Here is a 26,719-nt window from a genome sequence, read left to right on the forward strand (position 1 = left end):
TGGATCACGGTGTGTGGGCAAGCTTCTTCTTTTTCAAAGAATGCATTTATGGTAATATTTAGTATAATTACTAAAGATAAACGATCGAGGAGCCTACAACCGAAAAGGGAGAAGAGATTGCCATGAGATTATGGATACGGGTGTCATTTGTATTTTTATCGTTACTGCTAGGGCTGACCGCTTCATTGGAGAGTGCAAAAGCGTCTTCGCCTGCAGAGCCCACACTGGAACTCGAGTATAAAAATCTGCCTGATTACTTCGTCGTTGGAAAAACGTACAAGCTGGAAGTGGAATCTCTGAGCATCGGGGGAGAAGTAAAGAAAGCGGAGTTTGCTTTTGACAGTGATTCCGATGAAGTGGTGGAAAATGTGGAAACGGTCTTGACCGATAACGGAAAGCACTTTACGACCACGGGTGATTTCACTCCCAAGAAAAAAGGGAAGCATACCCTGACGTTCACGATGGAAGTCGAAGGGAATGGGAGTTATTACATAGATTCTAAAACAGCAAAGATTCGCGTACTGAATGATGGGGATATCTTTGTACCTGGCGATCCCGTAGCAGTAGACATAAAAATGACGACTTCGACCAGCAAATTTGAGGTCGGCAAGCAGATTAAGATCAGTGTCACTACCCCGAAAAAAGGAACGACGTACGATCAGGTCCGTTTTGAACTGCTGAGTCCCTATAAGGATGAAAAAGTGGAAGGAGTCAAAACTGTTGCTTCACGCAGTACGTATACGACAACTGGATATCTGACTCCCCAGCATGAAGGGGAGTATCGCATCCACTTCAGAATGACCATGAGCGATGATCAGGGGAAAGAGTGGGAAGCTACGGCGAGTAAAACAGTGAAAGTGAAGAAGGTAGAACCGAAAAAAATAAAAGTATTGTTTGTGCCTCTGGCGGCTACTCCCAGATTGCAATATGGCGGTGAAGCGGTAGTCATAGCGAAATTCCCCACGTATTACGCAAAGCAAGGCTATTCTTATTATTGGTCAGACAATGTCACGGGACTTGTCGGGCCAGTCTCGCAAGACAATCAGTACACATATATCGTAGGTGTGTTCAAGGCAGAAAAAACGGGTGAACATCAGGTTGCCATCAAGGTGACACGGGAACACCAGTGGGTCGGGGAAGCGAGCATGCAGATCACGGTGGATGAGTATTAGGGAAAGTCGTTCAAATGAAGCAGGAAAGCCTCCCGGGGAGGCTTTTTTTCGTTTTTGTCACCAAGCAACCCATGGGTCCAAAGCTTGTGATTTATGCAATAATGGGTAAATGATGCAAGCGTGAATACCTTAAGGATGGAACCTCCACATCAATCACCAAAACTGGTTCGATGCGGGAAATGGCATAAAAGATGCACCGTCCAACAAAAGATCCATTGACGAACACTTGAACAGACACTACCTTTAAAAGATATTATCATTCATTCCTCATTCATTTCCATTCTGGCAAGCAGGAGAACAAACCATGCAAAACAAGCTGACGATCGGAGAAATGGCAAAGCTGCGCGGCATAACGGTGGATACACTGCGTCATTACGACAAAATTGGGTTGCTGAAGCCCTATTACATTGATTCCGATACCGGATATCGCTACTACTCGATTTCCCAGTATGAAGTTCTCGGAACGATCAGAGAGCTGCGGAGAATCGGTTTTTCGCTGGAGGAAATCAAAGATTTTCTCACGAATCGCACGGTCAAAAAATCGGTTCAATTTCTTCAGCAATCCATGGACAAGGTCCAGGAAAAGATAAAGGAACTGCAAGCCATCCATACGATCATGATGAACCGTTTATCCCATATCGAAAAGTTTCTCGACAGCTACAAGGATTCGGACATAGTGGTGAAGCATTTTGAAGAACGGGAGTACATCCAGCTGGCCAAGCCGGTAAAGTGGAGGGATACAGAAGAAGCGTATTTTGGATATTTAAAGCTGGAAAACAGGATCGGAGGAATGATTCCGGTATTGGCTAGCAATAAATTTGGAGACGTTATCCCAAAAGAGTATTTTGATCAAATCCGCCATTCCAGCGAAGTTTCCGACAGCTTTGGGGAATTAGAGTCGCAAATTTTCCTGCTGGTACAGGATGAAGTGTCGGAGCAGCCCACGCATAAGATCGAAAAAGGCTCGTTTCTATGTGCCTACCATGGAGGGCTGACTCATGAGAAAAGGGTGGCTCAGCTGAAAAAACTACTCGATTATTGCGATGCTCATGGATATGTGATCACCGGTGATGCCGTTCGAATTATGCAAGTCGATGTTTCATTGACGGATCAGCATGAGGAAGCCTATTACGAAATCCAACTCCCGATTCAAGTGATAGCGGGCCAGAAATAGCCTCGAAATGACATGCGGTCATTTCTGGGCTTTTTTTGTATGAAAATTTACGCTTTACTCTGGAGTAAGACGAGACTTTATACTGGGCTCATGCAAATGCAGTGCTGTCATAGACAGTGAAAACGAAAGCGTTTTCGTGAGCATGGAGTAAAGAAAGGAACGTGAAGCGGATGAGTCACCCGTCAGCAGACATCATGATTGCGAGCAATGCAGTCTTTACAGGGCTAAGTGATTATCCGGAGCCTGCGTCCATCGCGATCGCAGCGGGCAAGATCATTGCAGTAGGCACTGCGGAGGAAATGAAACCTTTCACAGGTGAGAATACCAAAGTCTATGCCTACCAAGACCAATTGATCATGCCAGGCTTTCATGATTTTCACCTTCACGTCATGGACGGGGCTGTCACGATGGATAGCGCCTACTTGTTCTCGGCCCGTTCTGAAAAGGAAGCGCTCGACATCATTCGTGAATTTGCCGAATCACGGCCAGATGAGCCATGGGTGATTGGATCCACATGGGATTCAGGTTATTGGGATACGAAGAAATTGCCCGATCGGCATGCTTTGGATCGGATTCTCCCGGATCGTCCAGCGCTTATGTTTCACGCGGAAGGCCACTATGCCTGGGTGAATTCGAAGGCTTTGGAGATTGCCGGCATTCATCGTGATACCGAAAACCCTACTTACGGGATCATCGGAAAAGATGAGAAGGGTGAACCAGACGGTCTTTTATACGAAAAAGCAATGGGAGCCGTCATTGAGCATGCCTACCGTTTTTCACAGGAAAAGAAGAGGGAACTGTTTACCCAATTCCTCGGTCATGCAGCCAGCCTGGGAGTCACGGCCGTCCACGACTTGTTTGCTACGGAGTCCTTGGCTGTGTTAACGGATTACGAGCTTTTCAAAGAATTTGAAGACGAAGGAAAGCTGACGACGCGCATCCATCTGTGGCCTGCTTTAGATGGAGATCTGGAGCGTGCCAAGCAGCTTCGGGCTAGATACCAATCGGATATGCTCCGCGTGTCAGGGCTGAAGCAATTCATCGATGGGGTCATTACGGCGAGGACGGCCTATTTGCTCGAGCCTTATGCGGATGATCCGGAAACTCGCGGAGACACGTCCTTCCCTCCTGAGACGATCAAAAAATGGGTCGTGGACGCGGATAAGGAGGGCTTCAGCATTCGTTTCCATGCGATTGGAGATGGAGCGATTCGCCTAGCTTTTGATGCCTATGAAGAAGCACAAAGGACAAACGGGGTTCGAGATTCCCGCCACTCCATCGAGCATGTGGAAGTGATTCATCCGGATGATATCCATCGTTTCAAGAAGCTGGGTGTCACGGCCTCGATGCAGCCTGATCATTTTGCCATGTCGGAGCGAGGCGTGTACACGGAGCGCATCGGTGCCGAACGGGAAAAATATGTGTTCCCGATTCACACGCTGCAAAAAGCCGGTGCGAAGCTGGCCTTTGGAACGGACTTCCCCATCGATGTCTTGAATCCGCTCCTTCAAATTTATCGAGCGGTCACGAGAATCGACAGCAGCGGAAAAACAGTATGGCATCCGCATGAACGAATCTCCCTTGCCGATGCCTTGAAGGCGTATACGTCCGGATCTGCTTACGGCACCTTCCGGGAGCATGAGCTCGGGACATTGGAGGTAGGGAAGCGGGCTGATCTCATCGTCCTGGAACAAAATCTTTTTGAAATCCCCGTTGATAACATCCCGGAAGTAAACGTACAGCTAACGATGGTGGATGGAAACGTTGTGTATGACCATGCGAATTCATTCGCGGTGAAGTGATCAAGCGAAGTACCGGCAGTCATCAAACGGCAGTGCAGCGAACGTAAAAGCTGCAGCTGCCGTTTTTCGTTCAAGTGCTGCTGTCTGCACTTCTGCATCATGAAAGCCTCTTATTTTTCGTCCATATATTGTAAAATGAAGTGGTTCATTAAAGTCTTGCGTAAACTTGCAAGGAGAAGGGTGGCACTGAGCCATGGCAAAGGATCGGATGGAACCAGGCATTCTGGAAAAACAAACAGCGAGCATACGATGTATTATCGATTCACCTGAGAAACAGAAACAGCTGTACAAACGGACACTGCTGATCGTGATCCTCTCGCAAATCTTCGGAGGTGCCGGGCTCGCAGCAGGTGTCACGGTCGGGGCGCTTCTGGCGCAAGAGATGCTCGGGACGGACAGTTTGGCAGGAATCCCTGCTGCCCTGCTCACGCTCGGTTCCGCCGTGGCTGCTCTGCTCGTTGGGCGGATCTCGCAGAAAGTGGGACGCCGGATTGGACTTGCGGCCGGATTTTTGGCAGGGGGCATCGGTGCGGTCGGAGTTATTTTCGCGGCGATCAGTCAAAATGTTCCGCTTCTTTTTCTCTCGCTCCTGATTTACGGAGCGGGCACGGCGACCAATCTGCAAGCTCGCTACGCAGGAACTGACCTGGCAGGGCCGAAGCAAAGAGCGACAGCAGTGAGCGTGGCCATGGTTTCCACCACATTTGGTGCTGTGGCCGGCCCCAACCTGGTTGAAGTGATGGGCGGGATTGCTGCCTCCATGGGCATCCCGTCTCTGGCCGGCCCATTTATTTTAGGGGCTGCCGCTTTTATTCTGGCGGGTCTGGTATTTTTGCTTTTCCTGCGACCTGATCCATTGGTGGTTGCCAAAGCCATTGCGGAAGCGCAGAAGGCCGACCAGCAGACGCAGTCCGATCTCCAAGGGTACGAGCCGGCAACCAACAACAGGGGGATCATCGTAGGGGCTGTCGTCATGATTCTCACGCAGATTGTCATGGTCGCCATCATGACGATGACGCCCATCCATATGAAGCATCACGGCCACGGACTAGGCGAGGTCGGTTTGGTGATCAGCATTCATATTGGCGCGATGTATTTGCCATCGCTTTTGACCGGTATCCTCGTTGACAAGGTGGGGCGTACAGCCATGTCGTTTGCATCAGGGGCTATCCTGCTTGCCGCAGGCATCACGGCTGCACTGGCGCCAGCCGATTCTATGGCCTTGCTGATCACGGCCCTCGCACTTCTCGGTCTGGGCTGGAACTTTGGCCTGATTAGTGGGACTGCGTTGATTGTAGATGCCACACATCCTGCCAACCGGGCCAAAACGCAGGGGACGATTGACGTCTTGATCGCACTCGCGGGGGCGTCAGGGGGAGCGTTGTCAGGCATGGTGGTCGCGCAGGCGAGCTACGCCGCTCTTTCACTCGCAGGAGGTTTCCTGTCCCTTCTGCTGATTCCAGTCGGCGTATGGTACCATCACAGCAAAAAGGCAGCAGAATCACAGAGCATGACGCTATAAGAGCGGCCGGTTACACCTTGGACTTGGGGTAACCGGCTTTGATTTATGTTTTTGCAATCCTGCGTTGGGCTTCTTTCAAAGATGAGCACTGCAGCTAGCAAAAATTGACAATATGTGGAGCATCCTCTTATAGTAAGGGAAAAACGTAGAGGATTGAGGGAGAATCGTTGGGGAAAATCGCTTTGTTTTCCGTGCTGTGGTGGCTGACGGGAAGTCCTTTTGCCGCCATGCTTATCATTTTGCTGCTGCTGTACGTGCTGGATCTTCGCTTTGTCCGGTTGCTTCCGGATATCACCAAGCCATACCGGAGATGGAGGCGTCTGTCTTCTCTGCAGAGCCAGCTGCGTCTCAATCCCCATGACACGTCCGCCAAGCTGGAGGCAGCCCGCTTGCTGATGGAAAAACGGCAGTTCAATGAGGCATTGTCTTATCTGGAGGAAATCTCCTCACTCATGGAGGACTCCCCAGAGTATTTGAGCGACAAAGGAATATGTCTCTTGAAGCTGGGGCGCCTGGAAGAGGGCTTGCCTCTGATCGAGCAGGCGTTGAGCGTCAATCCGCGGGTCAAGTATGGAGAGCCTTACCTGCGGGTTGCGGAGGCCTATGCGAAAAGGCATGAGGTGGGAAAAGCGCTCGCGAGTCTCGAACAATTGGCAAAGATTCACATGTCATCGTGCGAGGTCTATTACAAGCAAGGGGAACTGTACGGCGTCTTGCAGCAAAAAGAAAAAGCCAAGCAATCGTATCTGGAAGCAGTTGACGTTTATCGTGGCTTGCCGTCTTACAAACGGCGGACGGAAAGACGCTGGGCCCTTCTGGCGTGGCTAAAAGGGAAGGCTTGAAGAAAACAGGACTCTCTGTTCGGAGCATCCTCTCCGTCAGAGGGTCTTTTTGTATGACCAGCCTCTTTCCAGACGAATAGATGCCCCCTAGCGGACACAGACTACTCGCAGGAGGGGTTAACATGTATGTTAAGATGTATCCATTGATACTTGTGGTCATTTTGTTGTTGACCGGCTGTACAAATCAAAAACAATCTATGCCCAATGTGCCAGCTCCCGAACAAGCAAAATCGTACAGGACTGCTGGCGTAGACACACCTGCGTGGAAAAAAACGGCTGATGCGATCGTTGACGAGGGAATGCAGTATCTGGGTACACCTTATGTTTACGGAGCAGAGAGGTTCAATGACAAGACATTTGATTGTTCATCCTACGTTCAATTTCTTTATGCAAAGCATGGCATCAATCTCGGGTATAACGCCAGAGAGCAAGCCGTAGAGGGTAAAGAAATACCGTTTATGAATTTGCGCAAGGGCGATATCATGTTCTTCTCCGATGAAGATTTCCCTAATGAGGTTGGCTTGAGCAAAGTGCGGCATGTAGGCATTTATATGGGGGACGGAAAAATACTCCATACGTACGAACCAGGAATCGGGGTAGTGATCAGCAATATCCACAAGGACGAAAAAGAAGGGGAATACTGGTACCAGCATTACCTGTTTGCACGAAGAGTGATTCCGGGGTAACGGTGCCAGCTGCTGGAGCTTGAAAATACTACGACCGTTCGAGGAAAATCCGGGTGCATCCCGGATTTTTTGTTTGTTGTGGAGCCCATCTTGCTATGCGCAAGTTTCGTACAAAAAAGTGTCAATATAAAGATGTGAGAATATCTATTTCATTGAATCGCAAAGTTGTATAGAGTAAGAAGCGTTCAAGTTTCTACTTCGGTGGGAAAAGAGGGTGAACGGGCGCAAAGGAGGGAGAGCGCAGTGAACAAACAGCAAGAGCAAAAGCAGAGAACCATGCTCACGAAGCGTTTGAATATCCTGTTTGTCATCGTCTTTTTGATCTTCACCGTCGTGGTTCTGCGTCTGGCAGATATCCAGATTGCCGAGGGCCAGGACTATGCCAAGCAGGCGAGCAAGCAAAATTTCAAAGAGACGCCGATCACGGCCATACGGGGAGACATCTACGACAAGAACGGAAAGGTGATCGTGAACAACCGCGCTTCGTTCACAGCTGTCTTCCATGAGCTCGACGACATGACGAGCCACGATTATTTGAATCTGGTCACCAAGCTGGAAAAGGTGTTGACCGGCACAAACAAAGCCTCCCTGCTGAAGAAGATGGATGTAGGCTACGAGCTGAAGAACGGGAAAATGGAAAGAACGATGCGTCTGTCTCCGAAGCTGACGGAGAAGGATCTCAAATTTGATTTGTCGCCAAAGGAAATCGCTTATCTGGAGGAGCATTTGAGCGAGCTGCCTGGCGTTGAGGTCTTGACCAAGCCCATCCGCGTCTATGATCCAAAACAGGTGGCTGTCCAGGCGATCGGCTACGTCCGCCCTTATCATGTGGCAGAGAACCTCGGCTCCGATTTTTACCTCCAGCAGAAGGATCACTATCAGCCGAACCAAATGGTAGGGCTGGACGGGGTGGAAAGAAGCTATGAGGAGCAGCTGCGGGGCGAGAACGGCTACCAAAAATACGAAGTCACCTCTGACCAGACGATCATCAAAATGCTGGAGGAGAAGCCTCCCGTAAAAGGGAACGATCTGTACCTTACCATCGACGAGGATGTTCAACTGGGAATTCGCGACTTTATCAAAGGCTTTCTGCCTGATCTGAGGCGGACGGTGGACAAGGCCTCCCAAGCAAAAGGTGCGTACGTCGTTGCCATGGAAGTGAAAACGGGGAAAATCGTAGCGATGGTCAGCTATCCGGAATACGATCCGAATGTATGGTCGCTTGGCTTGGACAGCGACACCTATGACCAGATCAAGTATTCTGTGACGAACGGCACGATCAAGGATGCCCCGTACGATGTGCGGCCCAAAACAGGCAAAGCTGCCGAAGCGGAAAATTACAAGCATCCTCAGTCCATCGTGCCAAGCGGGTCAGTGGTAAAGCCTGTCACCGTGCTCATGGGAATGGCGGAGAAGGTGATCAGCCCGTATGACAGCTGGGTGGATCCCGGTGCTTATCACTACGGCCGGGGAACAGACACCGTCAACAACGACCAGCATCACAACTACGGTATTCTTACCCCGCAGAAGGCTCTGCAGAAGTCATCCAATACGTATATGGCCCGAATCGGTGAGCTGATGGCCAGCAAGTATGGAAAAGATGCAGTCAGTATCATGCAAAATTATTACCATCAGTTCGGGCTGGGTGTCCAGACGGGGATCGATCTGCCCGGAGAAAACGAAGGCAAGGAAGACTATCTGGTCATGAACAAGGAGTACGGACCGCTCGCCGCTATGGTCCAATCCTCCTTTGGCCAGCAAGTCCGCTTGACTACCATGCAGCTTGCTCAGTATGCCGCGACTCTGGCAAACAAAGGCGTGCGGATGCAGCCGCAGATCGTGGATCAAATCAAGGATAGCCAAGGGAAAGTGGTGCAAACGTTCACTCCCAAGGTAATGAATACGATCAAGCTTCCTGACCTGTACTGGAACATCGTGCATAACGGCATGTATCTGGTGACGCAGCCAGGAGGAACAGCGATCAACGCGTTTGCGGGGCTTCCCTACAAAATAGCGGCGAAAACGGGAACCTCCGAGCAAGACATTTACACGCCAACCACCGTCGTTGACAAGAAAACGGGCAAGACGTCGGAAAAATGGTCGCGTTACGCCCGCATCACCAATGGTGTGCTGATTTCATTCGCGCCGCTGGAAGATCCGAAGTTGGCTGTCGCGGTCGTAGTGCCCGAGGGCGGATATGGCGGCCGTTCTGCAGCGAATATCGCCAGAGCTGTCTATGACATTTACGACAAGAAGGTCGGTCTTGTGACACCGGCAAAAACCGGAAAGTGATTCTTTGTATGTAATCGGAAAAAGGGCAGTGGCAGTGAGGACGGATAGGATCCCCTTTGAGTAGACAAGTGCTGATAAAGCGCAATAAAGTCTACTTGGAGGGGATTTTCGTATGATGAGGTCTGAAGATCTTACTCTTCAATCCAAGCTGCTTCTTCGTCCCATCTGAAACAAACAGTCCCACCAAGGTAAGCGCAGCTCCTAGCATCGCGATCCATGTGATATCCTCATGCAAAATAAGCGAAGAGGCTACAATGGTAATCACTGGCACCAAATATATATACAAACTCGTTTTTACCGCTCCCAAAATCCCCAAGGCCCAGTTCCAGCTTACAAAGCATAAGGCAGAAGCTGCAAACCCTAGAAAGAATAGATGCAATAAGTTGGAGACGCTAACGAACCTCGAGATGTCGAAGGTAAAGTCCAGCGATACGAGAGCAGGTAACATAAACAGTAAACCGTAGAAAAATACTTTGCGCGTGCTACCCACGGTATGATATCCAAGCTTGCTTATTTTTCGCATGAACACAGAATAAACAGCCCAAACGATGGATGCAAGGATGGCCAGTAAGTCTCCTAGGGGATTCAGCTGTAATAGAAAGCTGCCATTACACATAATCAATGCAATCCCGATGATCGCGATAACAAAGCCTACCAAAAAGCGAAGACGTAATTTTTCTCCCTCTAAGCTGAAGTGGGCCAAAACAGCTGTGAAAAATGGGGAAATGGAAGCGATCACGCCAACATTGGAGGCAAACGTATAGGTAAGCGCGATATTTTCAAGTAAAAAGAACAAGGTAACGCCACACAGCCCCGCAATGATATAAAGTAGCTCCTCTTTAAAACCTCTTGTTTTGACTCGCCGAGGGTACACAATCAGCAGTGTAAGATAGCCAATGATAAATCGAAAAAAGAGAATCTCAATAGAAGTAAAATCGACCAGTAAAAGTTTGGTGGATATATAAGTCATGCCCCAAATCAGGATCGTAACGAATGCCGCCAGATGCCCCGCAGATATTCGCTGAGTCTTCATTTCGTGATCTCACTGCTGGCCGGCAATACCGATTCTGTTAGAGGTTCAAAAATTTTCATGTATTGTTTCGGTGTTAATCCGATCATTTTTTTGAAGAAATTCGAAAAATGGCTTTGGCTGCTAAAGCCAGTATGAAAAGCTACCTCCATCGGCGGAATGCCTTGTTCCAACAGTTTTTTAGCATTTCCGATCCGAATGGTCTCAAGATAACGATAGGGGGAGATGCCATTTTGTTTGGTAAAAGAGCGCAGCAGATGATATTTGCTTATTTTCGTCAGCTCGCTCAACTGGTCAAGTGTGATTGGATGTGAGTAGTTTGATTCCAAATACTCACATACCATTCTCAATTCAGTGGTAGGTTCTTGTGGGCAATGCTCCGGTACGGTATCGGAATATTCTTGTAAGAGCTGCTCGATCAGAAACAGAAACAGCTCCTCTTTTTTGAAGTCGCTGTCTCCCTCAGAAATCATCAAATGAAGCTCTCGAAGCGAGGGTGCAAGCTCGCTGCGATAAAGAACGGTTTGTGCAAAGCGGGGCAGGTATTCCTTTCCTGTGATTTCACATACGGCTTGGCGCATGACATCCTCAGGAATGTTAAGACTGCGATAGTCCAGCGTTTTCCCGTCCACCTGTTCACAAGTGTGAGCGTCACGCGGATTGAAGATGATTACATCGCCGGCGTTCGTGATATATTCCTGGTTTCTGCATAACAGATAACGCTTTCCTTTTTCGATAAAGCCTAAGACATAATAATCATGAAAATGGTTTGGAAATTTCTGCATAATCCCTTGAAAACAATACGCCTCTATTTTTAATTTCTTATCGAAAAAGACCGTCCGTACCTCATTGGCCATTCGTTTTCCCCCTTAGCTTGTTGATGTATGGATAACATACCACACGAATGTGAGTGGTTCTTGCATGATGTTGCTCAGTCACAACAAAAGCTGCCACCACTAGCCTGAAACTTGGATAACGTAAGACCTATGTGGTTACTGAGAACGCAAAAAAGGCGGTGGCAGTCCAGGACATTATGCTTCGTCCGTGTCTGCTGCTGCCTTTTTGGTTGGAGCTCTGATTTAAGTCTTGTTCGGATCGTAATAAGTTCCAAGCCGGATCCACGCCTCTTCCATCTCGTTCAGTACGCCTGTCGCCTTTTCCGAATCCCGATGAAACATGGAACGCAGGATCGCAGTCAACAGGGACATGGGAGCGACAAAGGATTCCATATGAGAGGCGATGCCTGTCGGTGTATACAGCACTTCATCCGCGTATTTGCACAGCGGTGAGGAAGGGTAGTCCGTGATGACGATGACACGGGCACCGCGCTTTTTGGCAATCGCGAGAGAATCCACGCTAAAGCGCGTGTAGCGGGCAAACCCGATGCCGACAATCACGTCGTCTTCCTGCAAGCGGTGAAGGCGGTCATTGGTCCGGGGCTCTCCGCTGAACAAGAGCGTATCCTTGTTGAGCAGGTTCAGGTAAAAGTCAAAAAAGGTACCCAGTGCCAAGGTGCTGCGGGCGCTTACTATGCCAATCCGCTTGGCTGACAAAAGCAGCTGCACGATCCGGTCCAGTGCATTGAGATCGATCCGCTCCATCATCAGATTCAGATTGTGGACGTCTTCCTCAAAATGCTGCATGACCGTCTGCTGCTCGGCCTCGGTAACGCTGCGGGTCAGCTGAAAACGTTGGCCGGTCGTCAGACGAGAGCGGACCATCTCCTGCAGCTCGCGAGATAATCCGGGAAACCCGGAATAGCCGAGGAACGTGGCGAATCGCGTGACTGTTGCTTCGCTCACGCCTGCCTCACGGGCCATTTCCGCTACATTATAAAACGCCGATGATTCGGGATCACGCAATATCACATCCGCGATGGCCTGCTGGGAGGGGCTCATCTGCGGGTACATATGAGACAGCTTTTGCAATACGGTAAGGCTCTGATTCAAATAGGCTCACTCCTGTCCAGCACAAATCCTGCGATAAGTATACGACAGGTCAGAAGGAGTGACAATTGCGCCCCTTACACGAGCGGATCTTGTTTGAGCGCAGCCATGCTTTTCTCGAATGCATCCAGAGTCGCTTTGACCTCGGCTGGGCCATGGGCCGCTGATAGGGAGAATCGGTTCATCGGCTTGGAATAGACGCCGTTTTCCATCAAGAGATAGTCGAGAGCCAGGCGGAGCTGATTGTTGTTTTTGCCCAGATCGCGGTAGTGACCGACAGTCTCCCCTGTCGCCAGGACATTGAAGATGGTGCCTTCGCCGAGGGTATGGAAGGGCAGGGCGTATTCCTTGGCGAGCGCGTCGATGCCAGTTCGCAGCTCGTTCGTTTGTGCCACGATCTGCGCAAAGTTACCCGGCTGCTTCAAGTAGCGGATGGTAGCTAGGCCAGCGGCGATCGACAGCGGATTCCCATTAAAAGTACCGCTGTGGAAGACGACCTCCGACTTTTTGCTGGAGCGCAGCGGGGAGGCCAGCTCCATGATGTCACGCTTGCCGCCCACGACGCCGATGGGGAAGCCGCCGCCTACGACTTTGCCCAGTGCGGTCAGGTCAGGTTGGACACCGTAGAATGCTTGCGCGCCGCCCACCTCGATACGGAAGCCTGTTTTCACTTCGTCAAAAATCAGGACAATGCCCAGCTTCGTCGTGAGCTCGCGCAGGTTTTTCATAAAGGTGCGATCGGCAGCGATATAGCCGGAGAGCATGGGCTCCATGATCACAGACGAGATCAGATCCGCATTTTCAGTCAGGATGCGTTCGCAAGCGTCCCAGTCATTGAAAGGCAGGATGACGCTGTGATCGCGATAGTACTCTGGCGTCCCGAGCGATTCCGGCACGGGATGCGGAGCCTGCGTCGTTCCGGCGAGATCAGCCGTCGGGTTCACGCTTTGCAGGACGTGGTCGTGCGCACCGTGATAATGTCCTTCAAATTTGGCAATGTGAGACTTTCCGGTGTATGCCGTAGCGAGACGCAGGGCAAACAGGGTAGCCTCTAGGCCGGAGTTGGTAAAGCGGACCTGATCAAAGCTCGGGTAGAGCTCTAGCAGCTCGTCGGTCATTTCCATTTCTAGCGGGTGGGTCGCGCCAAAGCTGCTCGTTCCCTGCTTTTCCCAGACCTCTTGAGTCGCTTTCAGAACTTCCGGATGAGCATGGCCGAGCATGAGAGCGCCATAAGACAGCAGGTAGTCCACATAACGGTGACCGTCCAGATCGATCAGGCTTGCTGCCTCGGCTTTTTCAAAAATGATCGGAAAAGGCGCAAAGTAGCGCAGGTTGCCATTTACACCGCCGGAAATCGTATGCTTAGCGCGCTCGAAGAAAGCCGCAGATTGTGGTCGGGATGCTTGAAAGGTAGCTTGCAACGATGAAATTTTCATTTCATTACCTCCTTATTTGTGAAATTATTATTGCACGGACCTTTGGGATTTGCAATAATCATTTCATGTCCAAGAATTTTATGAACTGGGGGAATTTTATGAAGACTAAGTTTGCATTCTACATTTTGGGTGCGACCGTGCTGGGGGCAGCCTTTGGTCATTTTTTTCCGGAGCTCGTAAAAGAGATCAAAATCCTGGGTGATGCCTTTATTCGCATGCTCAAGATGATTGTCATTCCCGTCATTGTCACGACGCTCCTGGTCGGGATCGCGGGGATTGGTGACATCAAGCGAATGGGGCGTATCGGGATCAAAACCGTCATTTGGTTTGAATTGATTACCACGCTGATTCTGTTTATCGGACTTGCCATCGCCAATATCGTCAAGCCAGGTAAAGGAATCGATCTCACCCATATTCCCCAAGCCGATCTGACGACGGTCGCTTCGAATACGTCGACGGTTCTCGATGGCAAAACCTTGCTTCTTCACATCATTCCTACCAATATCGTCGATGTCATGGCAAAGAATGATCTTTTGGCCGTCATTTTCTTCTGCATGTTGTTTGGTGTCGCGCTGGTCAAGCTCGGCAATGAAGCCAAACCGTTCGTGTCCATGCTGGAGATCGCCTCCAAGGCTTCCTTTCAGCTCGTGAACATGGTCATGCTGACAGCCCCGATCGGTGTGTTTGCCCTGATGGCCAACACGATTGGGACGTACGGGATCGCTTTGCTCGTTCCGTTGTTGAAACTGATTGGCACCGCTTACCTCGGGCTGGCGGTGGTTGTGTTCGGACTCTTTTCGCTCGTCGCTCTGTTCCTGCGCGTGCCGATCAAGGAAATTTACAAAATGGTCTGGGATCTGATGATTGTCGGCGCTTCGACAGGGAGCACAGAGACCGTCGTTCCACAGCTGATGCAGCGTCTGGAGAAGTACGGGGTGCCCAAGTACATCACATCGTTTGTCATCCCGGCAGGCATGCCGCTCAATTCGGATGGAACCACGCTGTACCTGACCATTGCCGGGCCGTTTATCGCCCAAGCTTTTGGCATCGACATGTCGTGGCAGCAGCAGCTGATGATGGTGCTCTTTTTCATTGTGACGAGTAAAGGGGTCGCCGCCGTTCCTTCGTCCTCCATGGTCATCCTGCTGGCGACGGTTACCGCAGTAGGCTTGCCGCCAGAGGGAGTGGCCCTGATCATCGGGATCGACCGCGTCATCGACATGGCACGGACGGCCGTCAACGTGTTTGGACATGTTTTCTCTTGCATTGCGGTGGCGAAATGGGAAGGCGTATTCCGCAAAGATACGGAGTCTGGGCAGAGTCAATCTGCTTCCGCCTGATGGTTGGCTGATAAAATTCTTTTTTGCGCAGAGCAGGTTGTACACAAGGAATGTTCGCACCAATGGAGAAATGGGGTAGTTGAGTTGTCTGACAAAAACCAGAAGACGAGAAGCGAGGGATTTTTAGGATGAGTCAACGAGTCTATCGAATTGGTGTCATCGGAGCAGGTGTGATGGGGGAGCGGATGATGAATGCCTTGCGCACTCATCAAACATTTCGCATAGCAGCGATCAGTGATGTTTCCGCAGAGCGGGCACAGGAGGCAGCCAAACTGTCCGGAGACGTGCCTTGGTATACCGATCATCGCGAATTGCTTGAGAAGGAAGAGCTGGATGCCGTCTATTTGGCGGTACCGCCCAAATTCCATCACGCGATTGCCCTGGATGTTCTGGCGCATAAAAAGCATTTCCTGTGTGAAAAGCCACTGGCCAACTCCTTGGAGGAAGCCGAAGAAATGCTGCGGGCAGCTACAGAAGCGGGAGTGGTTCACGCGATGAACTTCCCGACGTACTATCAGGCGATCTTTCCGGAGCTGAAACGCCGCTTGGACGAGCTGGGACAGATTCGCCGCATCGATATCCTCACGCACTTTCACCAATGGCCGCGCCCTTGGCAGCAGACGCCCTGGCTTTCCGGTCGGGAGCAAGGCGGCTTCATCCGGGAAGTTTTGCCTCACTACACGCATTTGACCTATGAACTGTTCGGCGATCTGGAGGTCATCCGTTCCGAGGTCGATTATCCGGCTGACCCAGAGGCGTGCGAGACGGGTGTATCCGCTTTCCTGCGCCTGGCGGACGGGACGCCTGTAACGATCAATGGACTCGCTGGCATCGCCCACAAGGAGCATCTGGACTATCGCATTTATGGTACGGAAGGCACGCTCAGCCTGCAAAATTGGACGAATTTATTTGAAGGCAAAGACGACGAGGCGGTATCCCCGCTGGAGATCCCTTTGATCGATCGACTGTCTCACTTGCTGGATGAGTTTGCGAATGCCATCGAAGGGCGAGAGGCGAGACTGGTGACCTTTGAGACCGGAGTAAAAGTGCAAAAGGTGCTGGAGGATTTGCTGGGCAACAACAGATGATTCGACGTGCGATTGCCTACCTTGAAAGAGGTAGGCTTTTTTTTGTTCAAACTCTTTCGATGCTGCAGTCAAGCAGGAAAAGAAGGTTTCATTCACTCGTCAAAGAAATCGTTCATCAGACGGAGCAAGTAACTTCGCATATGCAATCGGTTACGTCCATCTCTTAACAATCCGCTTCGGGCATGCAAAACGTTGCGGCCGTAACGGAGGAGCAGCTCGCCTCCATGCAAGAAATTTCGGTATCGGCAGCATCTTTGACCAAAATGGCGGAAGATATGCAAGCCACCATCGGCACTTTTAAACGATAATAGACGCAGCTTTTTGACACAGGAGATCTAGCGGCAGCCCATGAGGTTCAAGATTGAGTCCATGGCTGCCGCAGATTTTTTTCACAGCGTCATGGCTGCAGGACTTTGCTCTGCATCAAAAAGTCGATAAAGGTCCGCATGATGCCGTGGAGCGGCGTGTCTTTGAGGTAGATGAGCTCGAAGTTGCGATTGATCTGAGGCAGGCTTTGTACGGTGACCTCGAGCAGCTCCCCCTCAGTCAAATCTTTTTGGATGGAAAATCGGGGTAGGAAGGCAATGCCCAGCTTTTGCTTGACCATTCGCTTGACGACCTCGATGTTGTCCACTTCCATCACGACGTTGTTCTGCAGCTGATGATGGCTAAAGGCCGTGCTGATCAGCTTCCAATCCAGCGAACCGCGGTTGAACAGGATCAGACGCTCCCGGGCCACTTCCTCGATGGAGACCTGCTGGCGGCTGGCGAAGGAATGCTCCGGGTAGATGGCGAGCACCATATCGTCCGACATGAGCTGGATGCGATTGATCTGCGGGTGAGTCACTTCCCGGGCGATGCCAAAGGGAACCTCGTGATTCAGCACCATATCGAGGACTTGATGGGAATGACCGGTGAGAATCGTCAGCTTGATTTTTGGATACAGCTTTTGAAATTGCTCGACCAGGTCGGGGAGAATGTAAAACGCAGCGACAAAGACTGTCGAGATGACCAGCTCTCCCTCCACATCGCCGTAGGAGCGCTGGATGGCTTGCTGCCCCTCCTGCAGCATGTGCAGAATGTTTTTGGCGTAGGGTAGGAAGAGGTCGCCTTCCTTGGTCAAGGAAATGGTATGTCCAGTCCGCTGAAAGAGTTTGCACCCCATCGAGGTCTCCAGTGCCTTGATGCGCATGCTTACAGTCGGTTGTGACAGGTAAAGCAGCTCTGCCGTCTTGCTGAAACTCCCGGTCAGGGCGACGAAGATAAACGCTTCAATTTGTTCCATATTCATAGGGAAGACTCCATTATGCAAAATTTTGAACACGGCTATAGCAATCTTTTATTGGATAAGTCTTTACAGATACATTAACGTAAAATCAAGAGACTTGCTAGAACATAGATGAGGATGGCGATAACGATGCCGGGGATGGACATCATTGACTTTCATTGCGATGCGCTGCTGAAAATTTGGGAGCAGGACGGCAAGCTTTCTTTTGCGGATGCAACCGAGCTGGATGCGAATAAAGGACGGCTTTTGCAAGGCGGAATCAAGGTGCAGTGCTTTGCCATTTATACGCCTGCTGACATGAAGGCGGAGCAGCGATTCCAGGCAGCGCTCGATCAGATCCACTTTTTTTACACAGAAGTGCTGGCGAAGAATCCCGAGATGGTCCATATTCGCGAATGGAGCGATTTTGACCGGCTGCAGGACGGACAAATAGGTGCCATGCTGACGCTGGAGGGCGTAGAGCCGATCGGGAATGACCTGAAAAAGCTGCACATCCTTTATCAGCTGGGGGTGCGCTCCGTGGGCTTGACCTGGAATTATGCCAATCTTGCGGCAGATGGCGCCTTGGAGACGCGAAATGCAGGGCTGACTGCCTTTGGAAAAGAAATCATCCAGTTCCATAACGAGCATAAGATCTTGACCGATGTATCGCATCTGGGCGAGGCGAGCTTTTGGGAGACGCTTGAGATCGCGAAATATCCGATCGCCAGCCATTCCAATACAAAAGCCTGGTGCGACAATCCTCGCAATCTGTCCGATGAGCAGGCCAACGCGCTGTTTGCCAAAGGCGGGAATGTGCATGTGGTCTACTGTCCGATGTTTGTCAAAAAGGAAGGCGAGGCAACCATTGCTGACGTGATCCGGCACATCGATCATTTGTCCTCTCTCGGCGGGGTCAGCCGGATCGGACTAGGCTCTGATTTTGACGGAATCACTACCAAGGTCGTCGGACTGGAGCACGCAGGAATGACGCAAAATCTCATCAACGAGCTCTTGAAGCATTTTTCCGAGGAAGAAGTACGCGGGTTTGCGGGTCAGAATTTTTTGCGAAATCGACCGGTGTAACCGTAGCCAATAGGAGGGAAAGAAACGATGGCGAAAAAGATTCGCGAGTACGGCGTCACCATCGGGCAACTGCCGACTGGGGAGAAAAACGACATCACGGATGTGGCAGACGTGAGGGTCGGCCATGTCACGATCAAGCGAGAGCTGGAGGGAGACCAGGAGTACGCCTGCACGGGTGTCACGGCGATCGTGCCGCACGGAGGCAGTCTGTTTCGGGAAAAAGTGACAGCAGCCAGCTACGTAATCAATGGATTTGGCAAAACGACCGGGCTCGTGCAAGTAAATGAGCTCGGGGTGCTGGAGTCGCCCATCCTGCTGACCAATACCTTTTCCGTGCCTGCCGCTACACAAGGAGCGCTCCAATACATGCTGGATTCGCATGAAGAAATCGGGGACACGACAGGTACGATCAACATCGTGGTGGGCGAGTGCAACGACAGCCATCTCAACTCCATTCGCCGCTGCACCGTACAACCGGAGGACGCCATGGAGGCGATCCGCACAGCAACCAGCGGACCGGTGGCAGAAGGGGCAGTAGGTGCCGGTACCGGGATGATCGCCTTTGGCTACAAGGGAGGGATCGGATCCTCCTCCCGCCTCGTGGCCACCTATACCGTCGGGGTTCTGGTTCTGAGCAATTTTGGCAGCAAGCATGAGTTTTTGGTGGAGAAGCTGTTTCAGGGAGTGGCCAGCTCGCCGCCAGCGGTGGAAAAGCCTACGGACGGCTCCATCATTCTGGTGCTGGCTACGGATGCGCCGCTCAGCGACCGGCAGCTGCTGCGTGTCGCCAAGCGTACGGGTATCGGCCTCGGGAGGTCCGGGAGCCATTACAGTCACGGGAGCGGAGATATCGTCATCGCCTTTTCCACCGCACATAAGATCGCACACAAAGCGGACCAGCACATCGAGACGCGCACGCAGCTTCGCGAAGATCATCCGGTCATGAATCAGCTCTTTGCCGCAGCGGCGGAAGCGGCAGAGGAAGCCATCTACAATTCCCTCTCCCAAGCAGAGACGACCGTGGGAAGAAGAGGGAATACCGTGCACGCATTTCCGTTCGAAAATTACATGCAGAATGGTCAATAAAGATGCTGGGCAAAAGGGGGAAGGTTTCCATGACGAGGACGGCCTTTGCGAGAGCGAGGGAGTTTGAAGGGTTTGTCGAGAGCTTTATGGAACGGGAAAAGGTTCCGGGGATCGCTGTCGCTATTTCCAGAGATGGAGACGTCATTTACCAAAAGGGCTTTGGCGTTCGTGATCTGGAAACGAAGGAACCTGTGACGCCTGAAACGATCTTCGGGGTGGCGTCCGTAACCAAATCCTTCACGGCTGTAGCTATCATGCACCTCGCAGCAGAGGGGAAGCTGTCGCTAGAGGATCCGGTCGCACGGCATATCCCCACCTTCCGTCTCTCAAACGGGAAGGATGCCAGCCACGTACAGATCCGCCATCTGCTCTCGCATACGACGGGTGTGCCTCCCCTGGTGCGTCGGGAGGAATTGACGAAGCTCGGCGACCATCTGGACTATTTGGCCACTGCCTCCTATGACCTTTTGGGTGAGCCTGGCGATTATATCAGTTATTGCAACGATACGTTCCTCCTCTTGGGTGCCATCATCGAGAGCGTGACGGGACGCCTGTACAGACGGTATATGACGGATCTGCTGCTGGAGCCTCTGGGCATGCACCGCTCTACCTACAGTCTGGAAGAATTGGCCCGGATGCAAAATGTGTCGGTACCCTACGTCAAGCAGGCGGGATCTTCCGACGTGAAAAGAGCGGAATGGCCGACTCTTGGAAACTACGAAGTCGGCGGAGGGATTCGCTCCAATGTGCTAGACTTGCTGAAATACGGGGCGCTGTATGTGAATGATGGGCTGGCCGAAGAAAAGGGGATCGCCAGTGAATCCCTGCTGCAAGGCATGTGGCAGCCGGTCCATCCGCTCACGAGAAAGGCGTGGTATGGGTACGCCCTCAAAGTGACGCCTGATTATGCAGACGGCATTACCCTGGTGGAGCATGGGGGAGGTCAGCCGGGGGTATCTTCGAACTTCGGTTTTGTGCCGCAGAAAGGGATCGTGGTCACGGTTTTGTCCAATCTCGATCAAGTGCCGATTCGCGATGTCTGGTTAGCGGCAGTCAATGCAGCGCTGGGACTTCCACTGGATCAAAAGGAAGAACGGGAACCGGATTGCGATGCCACCCCCGAGGAGCTGGAAAAGCTGGTGGGAACCTATCGATCCGCAGAGGGCGGACAGCTGAACCTCTTCCTGCGGGAGGGCAAGCCGGTCGCGGAGGTGGCGGGAGCCGAATTTGATCTGCGCACGAGCAGCTGTGAGACGCTGGTGTTCCTGGAGACGGAAATGCCGCTTCGCTTTTTCTTCAAGTCCGAAGAAAAGGCGTGGGCTGTCTTGTTGGGATTGAGGATGCTGACGAGAGCGGAGTAAGCCTAACGAGTTTGAAAGAAGAGTGTCCCTTGCTGTGACAACAGCGCTGGGGCGCTCTTTTTTTGTTGGACAAGATCCTGTGCGAAAGGGGGTTTCCCGCCCCAAAATAAACCAATAATGGGGAGGAGGACAAACATGCCTTGAGGTGATGCACCATGACTTTCACTTTCTCCCATTGGTTTCGATTTTGGAGTGTCCTTGTACTGATCGGCACCGTCGCAGTGGGAGCGACGGCGAAGGAAAAATATAGCCCTGTCGTCCAGACCGGAATCGAACGCCTCCTGGAGGATCCCGAACAGCTGTCAGGAAAAAGGGTCGGCCTGATTACCAATCAGACAGGGGTCACAAAAGACCTCGTTCACGATGTAGACGCCTTGCTTGCGAAAAACGTTCGATTAGTAGCGGTGTATGGCCCCGAGCATGGCATACGCGGAACGGAACAAGCGGGCTTAGCGACAGGATCATTCAAGGACCCGAAAACAGGCCTGCCCTTTTACAATCTGTATGGAAAAAAGCCGAAAGAGATCGCTCCATTGTTCCGGGATGTCGACGTGGTATTGTACGACATTCAGGACGTCGGCTCTCGCTTTTACACGTATATCGCAACGATGGCTTACGGGATGAAAGCCGCTGCGATCGCGCAAAAGCCTTTCATCGTCTTGGACAGACCCAACCCAATCGGCGGGGAGAAGGTCGAGGGGCCCGTCCTCGATTCCCGCTTCCAGTCGTTTGTCGGCCTGTATCCGATACCGGTGCGGCATGGCATGACAGTCGGCGAGCTGGCTGGCTGGATTCAGCATGAGTATCTGGAAAAAGAGTACGGAAAGAAAACGAGGGTGAGCGTCATCCGGATGAGCGGCTGGAAGCGGGGGATGTCGTATGCAGAGACGGGCCTCCCCTGGGTGCCTCCTTCCCCGAACATGCCGACTGTGGATACAGCGGAAGTCTATCCCGGAAACGGATTGTTTGAAGGGACGAATCTCTCGGAAGGGCGGGGAACGACTCGCCCGTTCGAATGGATTGGGGCTCCCTACATCGACAGCTGGGAGCTGGTCCAGCGCTTGAATCGGCTCAAGCTGCCCGGCGTAGCCTTTCGCGAGGCGTATTTTCAGCCTGCCTTTTCCAAGCATGCAGGCAAGAACATCGGGGGGGTGCATTTTTACGTGACCGATCGGGAAGCGTACGAGCCTGTTCGCACCGCCCTGTCTGTCATCGCAGAAGTAAAAAAGCTGTATCCGCGGCAATTTTCCTGGCGACAAGACCATTGGATCGACAAGCTGGTCGGCACGGATGAAGTGCGTAAAGCCCTGGACCTCGGTACCCCGGTCAGCGAAATCGCAGCTCAATGGGAGGCAAACCTGCGGGTGTTTGAAAAGCAGCGTGAGCCTTATTTGCTCTATGGCACGGAGTGAAGAAGGATGAAGACATGGGTGGGAAGTATGCTGTTGTGCATGTGCCTGGCAGGCTCTGCCGTGGCGCTCGATTTGCCGGACGCCCCGAAAAAAGCAAAGCCAGTCCCGCAGCCGCTCTCGCATTCCTGGGATTCGCCCGGTGTGTCGTATCGCGAATTGCGCCAGGGAAAGCCGAGCGATGCAGGAATGACAAGCGCTCCAATGGATGAAATCGATAAGGTGATCCAATCGGCGATCGAGCAAAATCTCATTCCCGGCGCTGTCGTGCTCGTAGCCAGACGCGGGGTGATCGTCAAAGAGAAGGCTTACGGGCTTGCCGCGAAATACAGGGACGACGAGTTTACCTTGAAAGCCGAGCCGATCCGGATGCAGACGGACACGATCTTTGATCTGGCGTCGATCAGCAAGCTGCTCACTTCAACAGCGGTCATGCAGCTGGCTGAGCAAGGGCGGCTTCAGCTCGATCAGCCCGTAGCTGCTTATCTGCCCGCGTTTGCCGCAAATGATAAGGAGCAAGTAACCGTTCGGCAGCTGTTGACCCATACCTCCGGCTTTCCCGCCTATATTCCCCTGTACAAAAAAGGAGACGATCGGGCAGAGCGGCTGCAGATCGTCCTGCGCCATCCGCTCTCGGGCAAACCGGGAAGCGCGTATGTCTACAGCGATCTGAACATGATCACGCTGGGGGCACTGGTGGAAAAGCAGGCAGGCATGCCCCTCGATGCCTATATTCATGAACGCATTCTCGTACCCTTGGGCATGTCGCAGACGATGTTCAATCCGCCAAAGCCGCTGCGAAAGAAAATCGCTGCGACGGAATTCCAGACTGCTCCAGATCGAGGACTCGTCTGGGGGGAGGTGCAGGATGAGAATGCCTGGGCGCTCGGTGGCGTAGCCGGGCACGCCGGGCTTTTCGGAACCGCCCGCGACTTGGCTGTTTTTGCACAAATGATGCTCAACGGCGGCACCTACGATGGGAAGCGGATTCTGTCCGCACAGTCCGTCGCTTGGATGACGCAGAACCAACTAGGTGCATTTCCCGGAGAGGGGCAGGGACTCGGCTGGGAGCTGGATAGAGGCTCCTACATGGATGCGCTCAGCGACAGCCGGGCGCTCGGGCACACGGGATTTACCGGGACGGCACTCGTAGTGAGCCCCAATCAGGAGACGATCGGGATCTTGCTCACCAACCGGATTCATCCGATCCGCGACACCGCTCCCCTGAATCCGATCCGTGGCCGCGTGATGCGTCAAGTAGCGAGCGCCATTCCGGTGGCGATGCCTTGGAAAGACGGCGCCTGGTACGCGGGGACAGGCGACCTGCGCCAGGCGCTGCTGACAGCTGAAGCGGAGCTTGCCTCCGGAGGAACGCTGACCTTTGACACATGGCTGCGGATCGAAAATGAGTACGACTTTGGCTATGTGGAAGTGTCGGCGGACGGGATCAGCTGGGAGCCGATCGGCATGCCCCAGACGGGCGAAAGCGACTGGGCACGCATCTCTTGGAAGCTTCCTGCAGGGACCCGTTTCGTGCGATTTCGGTATGCCACTGACGAAACGATAAACGGCAGGGGCTGGTATGTACACCGCCCCACCGTCACGGATGAGAAAGGGAGGGAGGTGAGGACAGAATGGCATTCGGATGGCTGGCAGCAGGAGAAAGGGAGGAAGGACGGATCATCATGAAAGGAAACGAAAGGCGAATTCACATTGCTCTCGTCCTCGTTGTGCTGCTTTTCACCGTCCTCGTCAGTCCGGGCGCATCGGTCTATCCGCCAAACGCCTTGGCCCAGGTGCAAATCCCGGATCTGATCATCGACTGGAATATTCCCGAGCTGGGGGAGCGGCATGTTGGCGACATGCTGCCCTTGCAGGCGCTCCACGTATACAGAGATGGACACGTGGAAAAGGTGAAGCATCGCCTGCAGTGGAAAAGCTCCAATAAGAATGTCGCCTCAGTCGATAGTCAGGGCCTCGTCCAATTTACAAGCCAGGGCACGGTGTTTATTTCCGTTTCCGATGGCAGGGTGGAAGATCGCATCGAACTCGTCTATCGCGAGCAGAGAAAGCCTAGGGTAACCGTGATCAAACAAAAAGGCGAGCGGTATCAGATCATCCGCAAAGCGATCACCCGCATGACGCTGGAGGAGAAGGTAGGGCAGATGATGATGCCCGATTTTCGGCGGCTGCAGGGGAAAAACATGAACGCACTACTGCCGCAGATCGCAGACACGATCAAAAAATATGAGCTCGGCGGCGTCATCCTCTTTCGAGAAAATGTAGGAAGTACGGATCAAGCCGTCCGCCTGGTTCACGAACTCCAGCAAGCGGCGCAAAAGTTCGGTCTCCTGGTAGCGATCGACCAGGAAGGCGGGGTGGTGACTCGATTGCAGCAAGGCACAGAGCTGCCTGGAAACATGGCATTGGGTGCGGCGCGTTCGCAGACATTGGCTTGGAAAGCGGGAGATGTCATAGGGAGAGAGCTTGCCAGTCTAGGGATCAACACCAACTTCGCCCCGGATCTGGATGTGAACAACAATCCGGACAATCCTGTGATTGGCGTCAGATCGTTCGGAGAAGATCCGCAGCTGGTAGCGGATCAAGGGATCGCGTACATGCGAGGACTGCGGCACAATGGGATCGTGGCGACAGTCAAGCACTTCCCCGGGCATGGGGATACCGCTGTAGATTCCCATCTGGGCTTGCCCACCGTGCCGCACAGTCTGGAGCGACTCTCGCAGATCGAGCTCTACCCGTTCAGGCAGGCGATTGCCGCAGGGGTGGATGCCATCATGACGGCTCATGTGACCTTCCCTGGACTAGATGATACGAAGGTTCGCTCCAAAAAAGACGGATCGAAAATTGCCCTCCCCGCGACTCTTTCCCACAAGGTCATCACCGGGCTGATCCGCGAGCAGCTGGCGTTTGACTGTGTCATTTTTACGGATGCACTGAATATGCAAGCGATCGCAGATCATTTCGGCCCCGTAGATGCGGCTGTTCGCGCCATTCAGGCAGGAGCTGACATCCTGCTGATGCCCGTCGAGCTAAAAAAGGTCATAGCAGGCGTGCTGGAAGCTGTGCGGACGGGTGAAATCAGCGAGGAGCGTATCGATCGGTCGCTGGGGCGCATCCTCACGTTGAAAATCAAACGGGGGATCATGAAGGAGGAAGATCCGGAAACCGTCGAAGCCAAATTGATTCATGCTCAGGAGACAATCGGTTCTGAGCTGCATAAGCGAGTGGAGACGGAAATGGCACAAAAATCCATTACGCTGGTGAAAAACAGCGGAGTGCTTCCTCTGAAGCTGGAGGAAAGCCAGCAGCTGGTGGTCGTAGGCAATGCGTATGTAGAGAATCTGGCGAATGCGCTGCAAAAATACCATGACCTGACCCGTGTTGTCCGGGTCGAACAAAAGGGGCTGACGGCTGAGCAGTGGAAACAGGTGATCCAGGCAGACGTGGTGGTCGTGGCCTCCTCCACCTCCGACGTTCAGGGAAGGTCGCTTGCTGATCCGCACATGAAGCTGTACAGGCAGATCATCGAACAGAGGGGAAAGCCAGTGATTGGCGTAGGAATTCGCAATCCGTACGATATCATGGCGTATCCGCGAGTGGATGCCTATCTCGCTCAATACGGCTTTCGCAATGCCAGCTTTGCTGCTACGGCAGAAACACTTTTTGGCTGGAACCAGCCGACAGGGAAGCTTCCGGTGACGATTCCGGACGGAAAAGGTGGGATGCTCTACCCATATGGACACGGTCTCACGTTTGGGCGAGGCGCTAGCAAGTGATATCAGGAAAGATCCGGCATAGCCTTTTTATTAAATGACAATTAACACGAGGCAACTCCTTTATTAAAAGGATATCGTATATAATGTGACACAAAAACACGATTTATGGGGGACGCTGGAAATTAATCCAGCATCCCTTTTGTTTTGATAGTGAATTTTTATATGCTCGGCTCCGTTAAAGCCCAATGTGAGCAAGATTGTATGTTCGTGAATAGGAACGTAGCCCTCAGCGGGAGCCGTTAGCGACAAGTGATAGTGAAGGATTACATGAACATGCGATTGGGGGCTTGGTTGACTTTGTAGGTTGATTACAGAGCCCATATAAGTGTACCAAGGCGGCATTCATCACTCATATCAAAATAGTAAAAACAGATAGAACAGTA

The 26,719-nt window shown here is 52.3% G+C and carries 20 protein-coding genes; 15 read left to right on the forward strand and 5 right to left on the reverse strand.

Going from position 1 to position 26,719, the window contains the following annotated elements; genetic code table 11:
* Nucleotides 1–122: 122 nt before the first annotated feature.
* The 7 genes from JNE38_RS08400 (at nucleotide 123) to JNE38_RS08430 (ending at nucleotide 9,490) form a co-directional block, all read left to right on the forward strand.
* Nucleotides 123–1,172, forward strand: coding sequence for a hypothetical protein (locus tag JNE38_RS08400; RefSeq protein WP_203356136.1), 1,050 nt, complete (start codon nucleotides 123–125; stop codon nucleotides 1,170–1,172).
* Nucleotides 1,173–1,476: 304 nt separating this feature from the next.
* Nucleotides 1,477–2,346 carry a MerR family transcriptional regulator gene (locus JNE38_RS08405; protein WP_203356137.1) on the forward strand — a complete coding sequence of 290 codons (870 nt, stop codon included), beginning with the start codon at nucleotides 1,477–1,479 and terminating at the stop codon, nucleotides 2,344–2,346.
* Between the two features lie 170 nt (nucleotides 2,347–2,516).
* The gene (locus JNE38_RS08410; RefSeq protein ID WP_203356138.1) at nucleotides 2,517–4,148 is read left to right on the forward strand and encodes an amidohydrolase; all 1,632 of its coding nucleotides are present in this window, start codon (nucleotides 2,517–2,519) and stop codon (nucleotides 4,146–4,148) included.
* Nucleotides 4,149–4,356: 208 nt separating this feature from the next.
* Complete coding sequence (locus JNE38_RS08415) at nucleotides 4,357–5,670, forward strand: MFS transporter (RefSeq protein WP_238933708.1); 1,314 nt, start codon at nucleotides 4,357–4,359, stop codon at nucleotides 5,668–5,670.
* A gap of 167 nt (nucleotides 5,671–5,837) precedes the next feature.
* Nucleotides 5,838–6,512 (forward strand): tetratricopeptide repeat protein, encoded by a 675-nt coding sequence (locus tag JNE38_RS08420; protein WP_203356140.1) that lies wholly within the window; start codon nucleotides 5,838–5,840, stop codon nucleotides 6,510–6,512.
* A gap of 122 nt (nucleotides 6,513–6,634) precedes the next feature.
* On the forward strand, nucleotides 6,635–7,198 hold the full coding sequence (locus JNE38_RS08425; RefSeq protein WP_203356141.1) for a C40 family peptidase: 564 nt from the start codon (nucleotides 6,635–6,637) through the stop codon (nucleotides 7,196–7,198).
* Between the two features lie 243 nt (nucleotides 7,199–7,441).
* Nucleotides 7,442–9,490, forward strand: a complete 2,049-nt coding sequence (locus JNE38_RS08430; RefSeq protein WP_238933593.1) for a peptidoglycan D,D-transpeptidase FtsI family protein — start codon at nucleotides 7,442–7,444, stop codon at nucleotides 9,488–9,490.
* 91 nt (nucleotides 9,491–9,581) lie between these two features.
* Here the strand turns inward: JNE38_RS08430 and JNE38_RS08435 are convergent, their stop codons facing one another.
* From JNE38_RS08435 to JNE38_RS08450, 4 genes are all read right to left on the reverse strand, one after another.
* Nucleotides 9,582–10,523 carry a DMT family transporter gene (locus tag JNE38_RS08435; RefSeq protein ID WP_203356142.1) on the reverse strand — a complete coding sequence of 314 codons (942 nt, stop codon included), beginning with the start codon at nucleotides 10,521–10,523 and terminating at the stop codon, nucleotides 9,582–9,584.
* Entirely contained in the window at nucleotides 10,520–11,377 is an 858-nt protein-coding gene (locus tag JNE38_RS08440) for an AraC family ligand binding domain-containing protein (RefSeq protein ID WP_203356143.1), read from the reverse strand. Before JNE38_RS08440 ends, JNE38_RS08435 begins: the two co-directional genes overlap by 4 nt.
* A gap of 222 nt (nucleotides 11,378–11,599) precedes the next feature.
* Nucleotides 11,600–12,469, reverse strand: coding sequence for a MurR/RpiR family transcriptional regulator (locus JNE38_RS08445; RefSeq protein WP_203356144.1), 870 nt, complete (start codon nucleotides 12,467–12,469; stop codon nucleotides 11,600–11,602).
* A gap of 74 nt (nucleotides 12,470–12,543) precedes the next feature.
* Nucleotides 12,544–13,902 carry an aspartate aminotransferase family protein gene (locus JNE38_RS08450; protein WP_203356145.1) on the reverse strand — a complete coding sequence of 453 codons (1,359 nt, stop codon included), beginning with the start codon at nucleotides 13,900–13,902 and terminating at the stop codon, nucleotides 12,544–12,546.
* A gap of 98 nt (nucleotides 13,903–14,000) precedes the next feature.
* On the opposite strand from JNE38_RS08450, the gene JNE38_RS08455 reads away from it, so the two are divergent.
* Both JNE38_RS08455 and JNE38_RS08460 read left to right on the forward strand, forming a co-directional pair.
* On the forward strand, nucleotides 14,001–15,242 hold the full coding sequence (locus JNE38_RS08455; protein WP_203356146.1) for a dicarboxylate/amino acid:cation symporter: 1,242 nt from the start codon (nucleotides 14,001–14,003) through the stop codon (nucleotides 15,240–15,242).
* A gap of 128 nt (nucleotides 15,243–15,370) precedes the next feature.
* A complete protein-coding gene (locus JNE38_RS08460; protein WP_203356147.1) occupies nucleotides 15,371–16,330 on the forward strand; it encodes a Gfo/Idh/MocA family protein in 960 nt (319 codons plus the stop codon).
* 397 nt (nucleotides 16,331–16,727) lie between these two features.
* On the opposite strand, the gene JNE38_RS08465 is transcribed toward JNE38_RS08460, so the two are convergent.
* A complete protein-coding gene (locus JNE38_RS08465) occupies nucleotides 16,728–17,621 on the reverse strand; it encodes a LysR family transcriptional regulator (protein WP_203356148.1) in 894 nt (297 codons plus the stop codon).
* A gap of 126 nt (nucleotides 17,622–17,747) precedes the next feature.
* Here JNE38_RS08465 and JNE38_RS08470 point away from each other — a divergent pair, with 126 nt between their 5' ends.
* The 6 genes from JNE38_RS08470 to JNE38_RS08495 all read left to right on the forward strand — a co-directional run bounded on the left by JNE38_RS08470 (nucleotide 17,748) and on the right by JNE38_RS08495 (nucleotide 26,336).
* Nucleotides 17,748–18,683, forward strand: coding sequence for a dipeptidase (locus JNE38_RS08470; RefSeq protein ID WP_203356149.1), 936 nt, complete (start codon nucleotides 17,748–17,750; stop codon nucleotides 18,681–18,683).
* A 27-nt stretch (nucleotides 18,684–18,710) separates the two neighbouring features.
* On the forward strand, nucleotides 18,711–19,769 hold the full coding sequence (locus JNE38_RS08475; protein ID WP_203356150.1) for a DmpA family aminopeptidase: 1,059 nt from the start codon (nucleotides 18,711–18,713) through the stop codon (nucleotides 19,767–19,769).
* 29 nt (nucleotides 19,770–19,798) lie between these two features.
* Nucleotides 19,799–21,130, forward strand: a complete 1,332-nt coding sequence (locus tag JNE38_RS08480) for a serine hydrolase domain-containing protein (RefSeq protein ID WP_203356151.1) — start codon at nucleotides 19,799–19,801, stop codon at nucleotides 21,128–21,130.
* A gap of 155 nt (nucleotides 21,131–21,285) precedes the next feature.
* Nucleotides 21,286–22,542 (forward strand): exo-beta-N-acetylmuramidase NamZ family protein, encoded by a 1,257-nt coding sequence (locus tag JNE38_RS08485; RefSeq protein ID WP_203356152.1) that lies wholly within the window; start codon nucleotides 21,286–21,288, stop codon nucleotides 22,540–22,542.
* A gap of 6 nt (nucleotides 22,543–22,548) precedes the next feature.
* Nucleotides 22,549–24,228 (forward strand): serine hydrolase domain-containing protein, encoded by a 1,680-nt coding sequence (locus tag JNE38_RS08490; protein WP_203356153.1) that lies wholly within the window; start codon nucleotides 22,549–22,551, stop codon nucleotides 24,226–24,228.
* Nucleotides 24,225–26,336, forward strand: coding sequence for a glycoside hydrolase family 3 protein (locus JNE38_RS08495; protein ID WP_203357467.1), 2,112 nt, complete (start codon nucleotides 24,225–24,227; stop codon nucleotides 26,334–26,336). Before JNE38_RS08490 ends, JNE38_RS08495 begins: the two co-directional genes overlap by 4 nt.
* The last annotated feature ends 383 nt before the right edge of the window (nucleotides 26,337–26,719 follow it).

This window comes from Brevibacillus choshinensis (assembly GCF_016811915.1).
Classification (GTDB): Bacteria; Bacillota; Bacilli; order Brevibacillales; family Brevibacillaceae; genus Brevibacillus; species Brevibacillus choshinensis_A.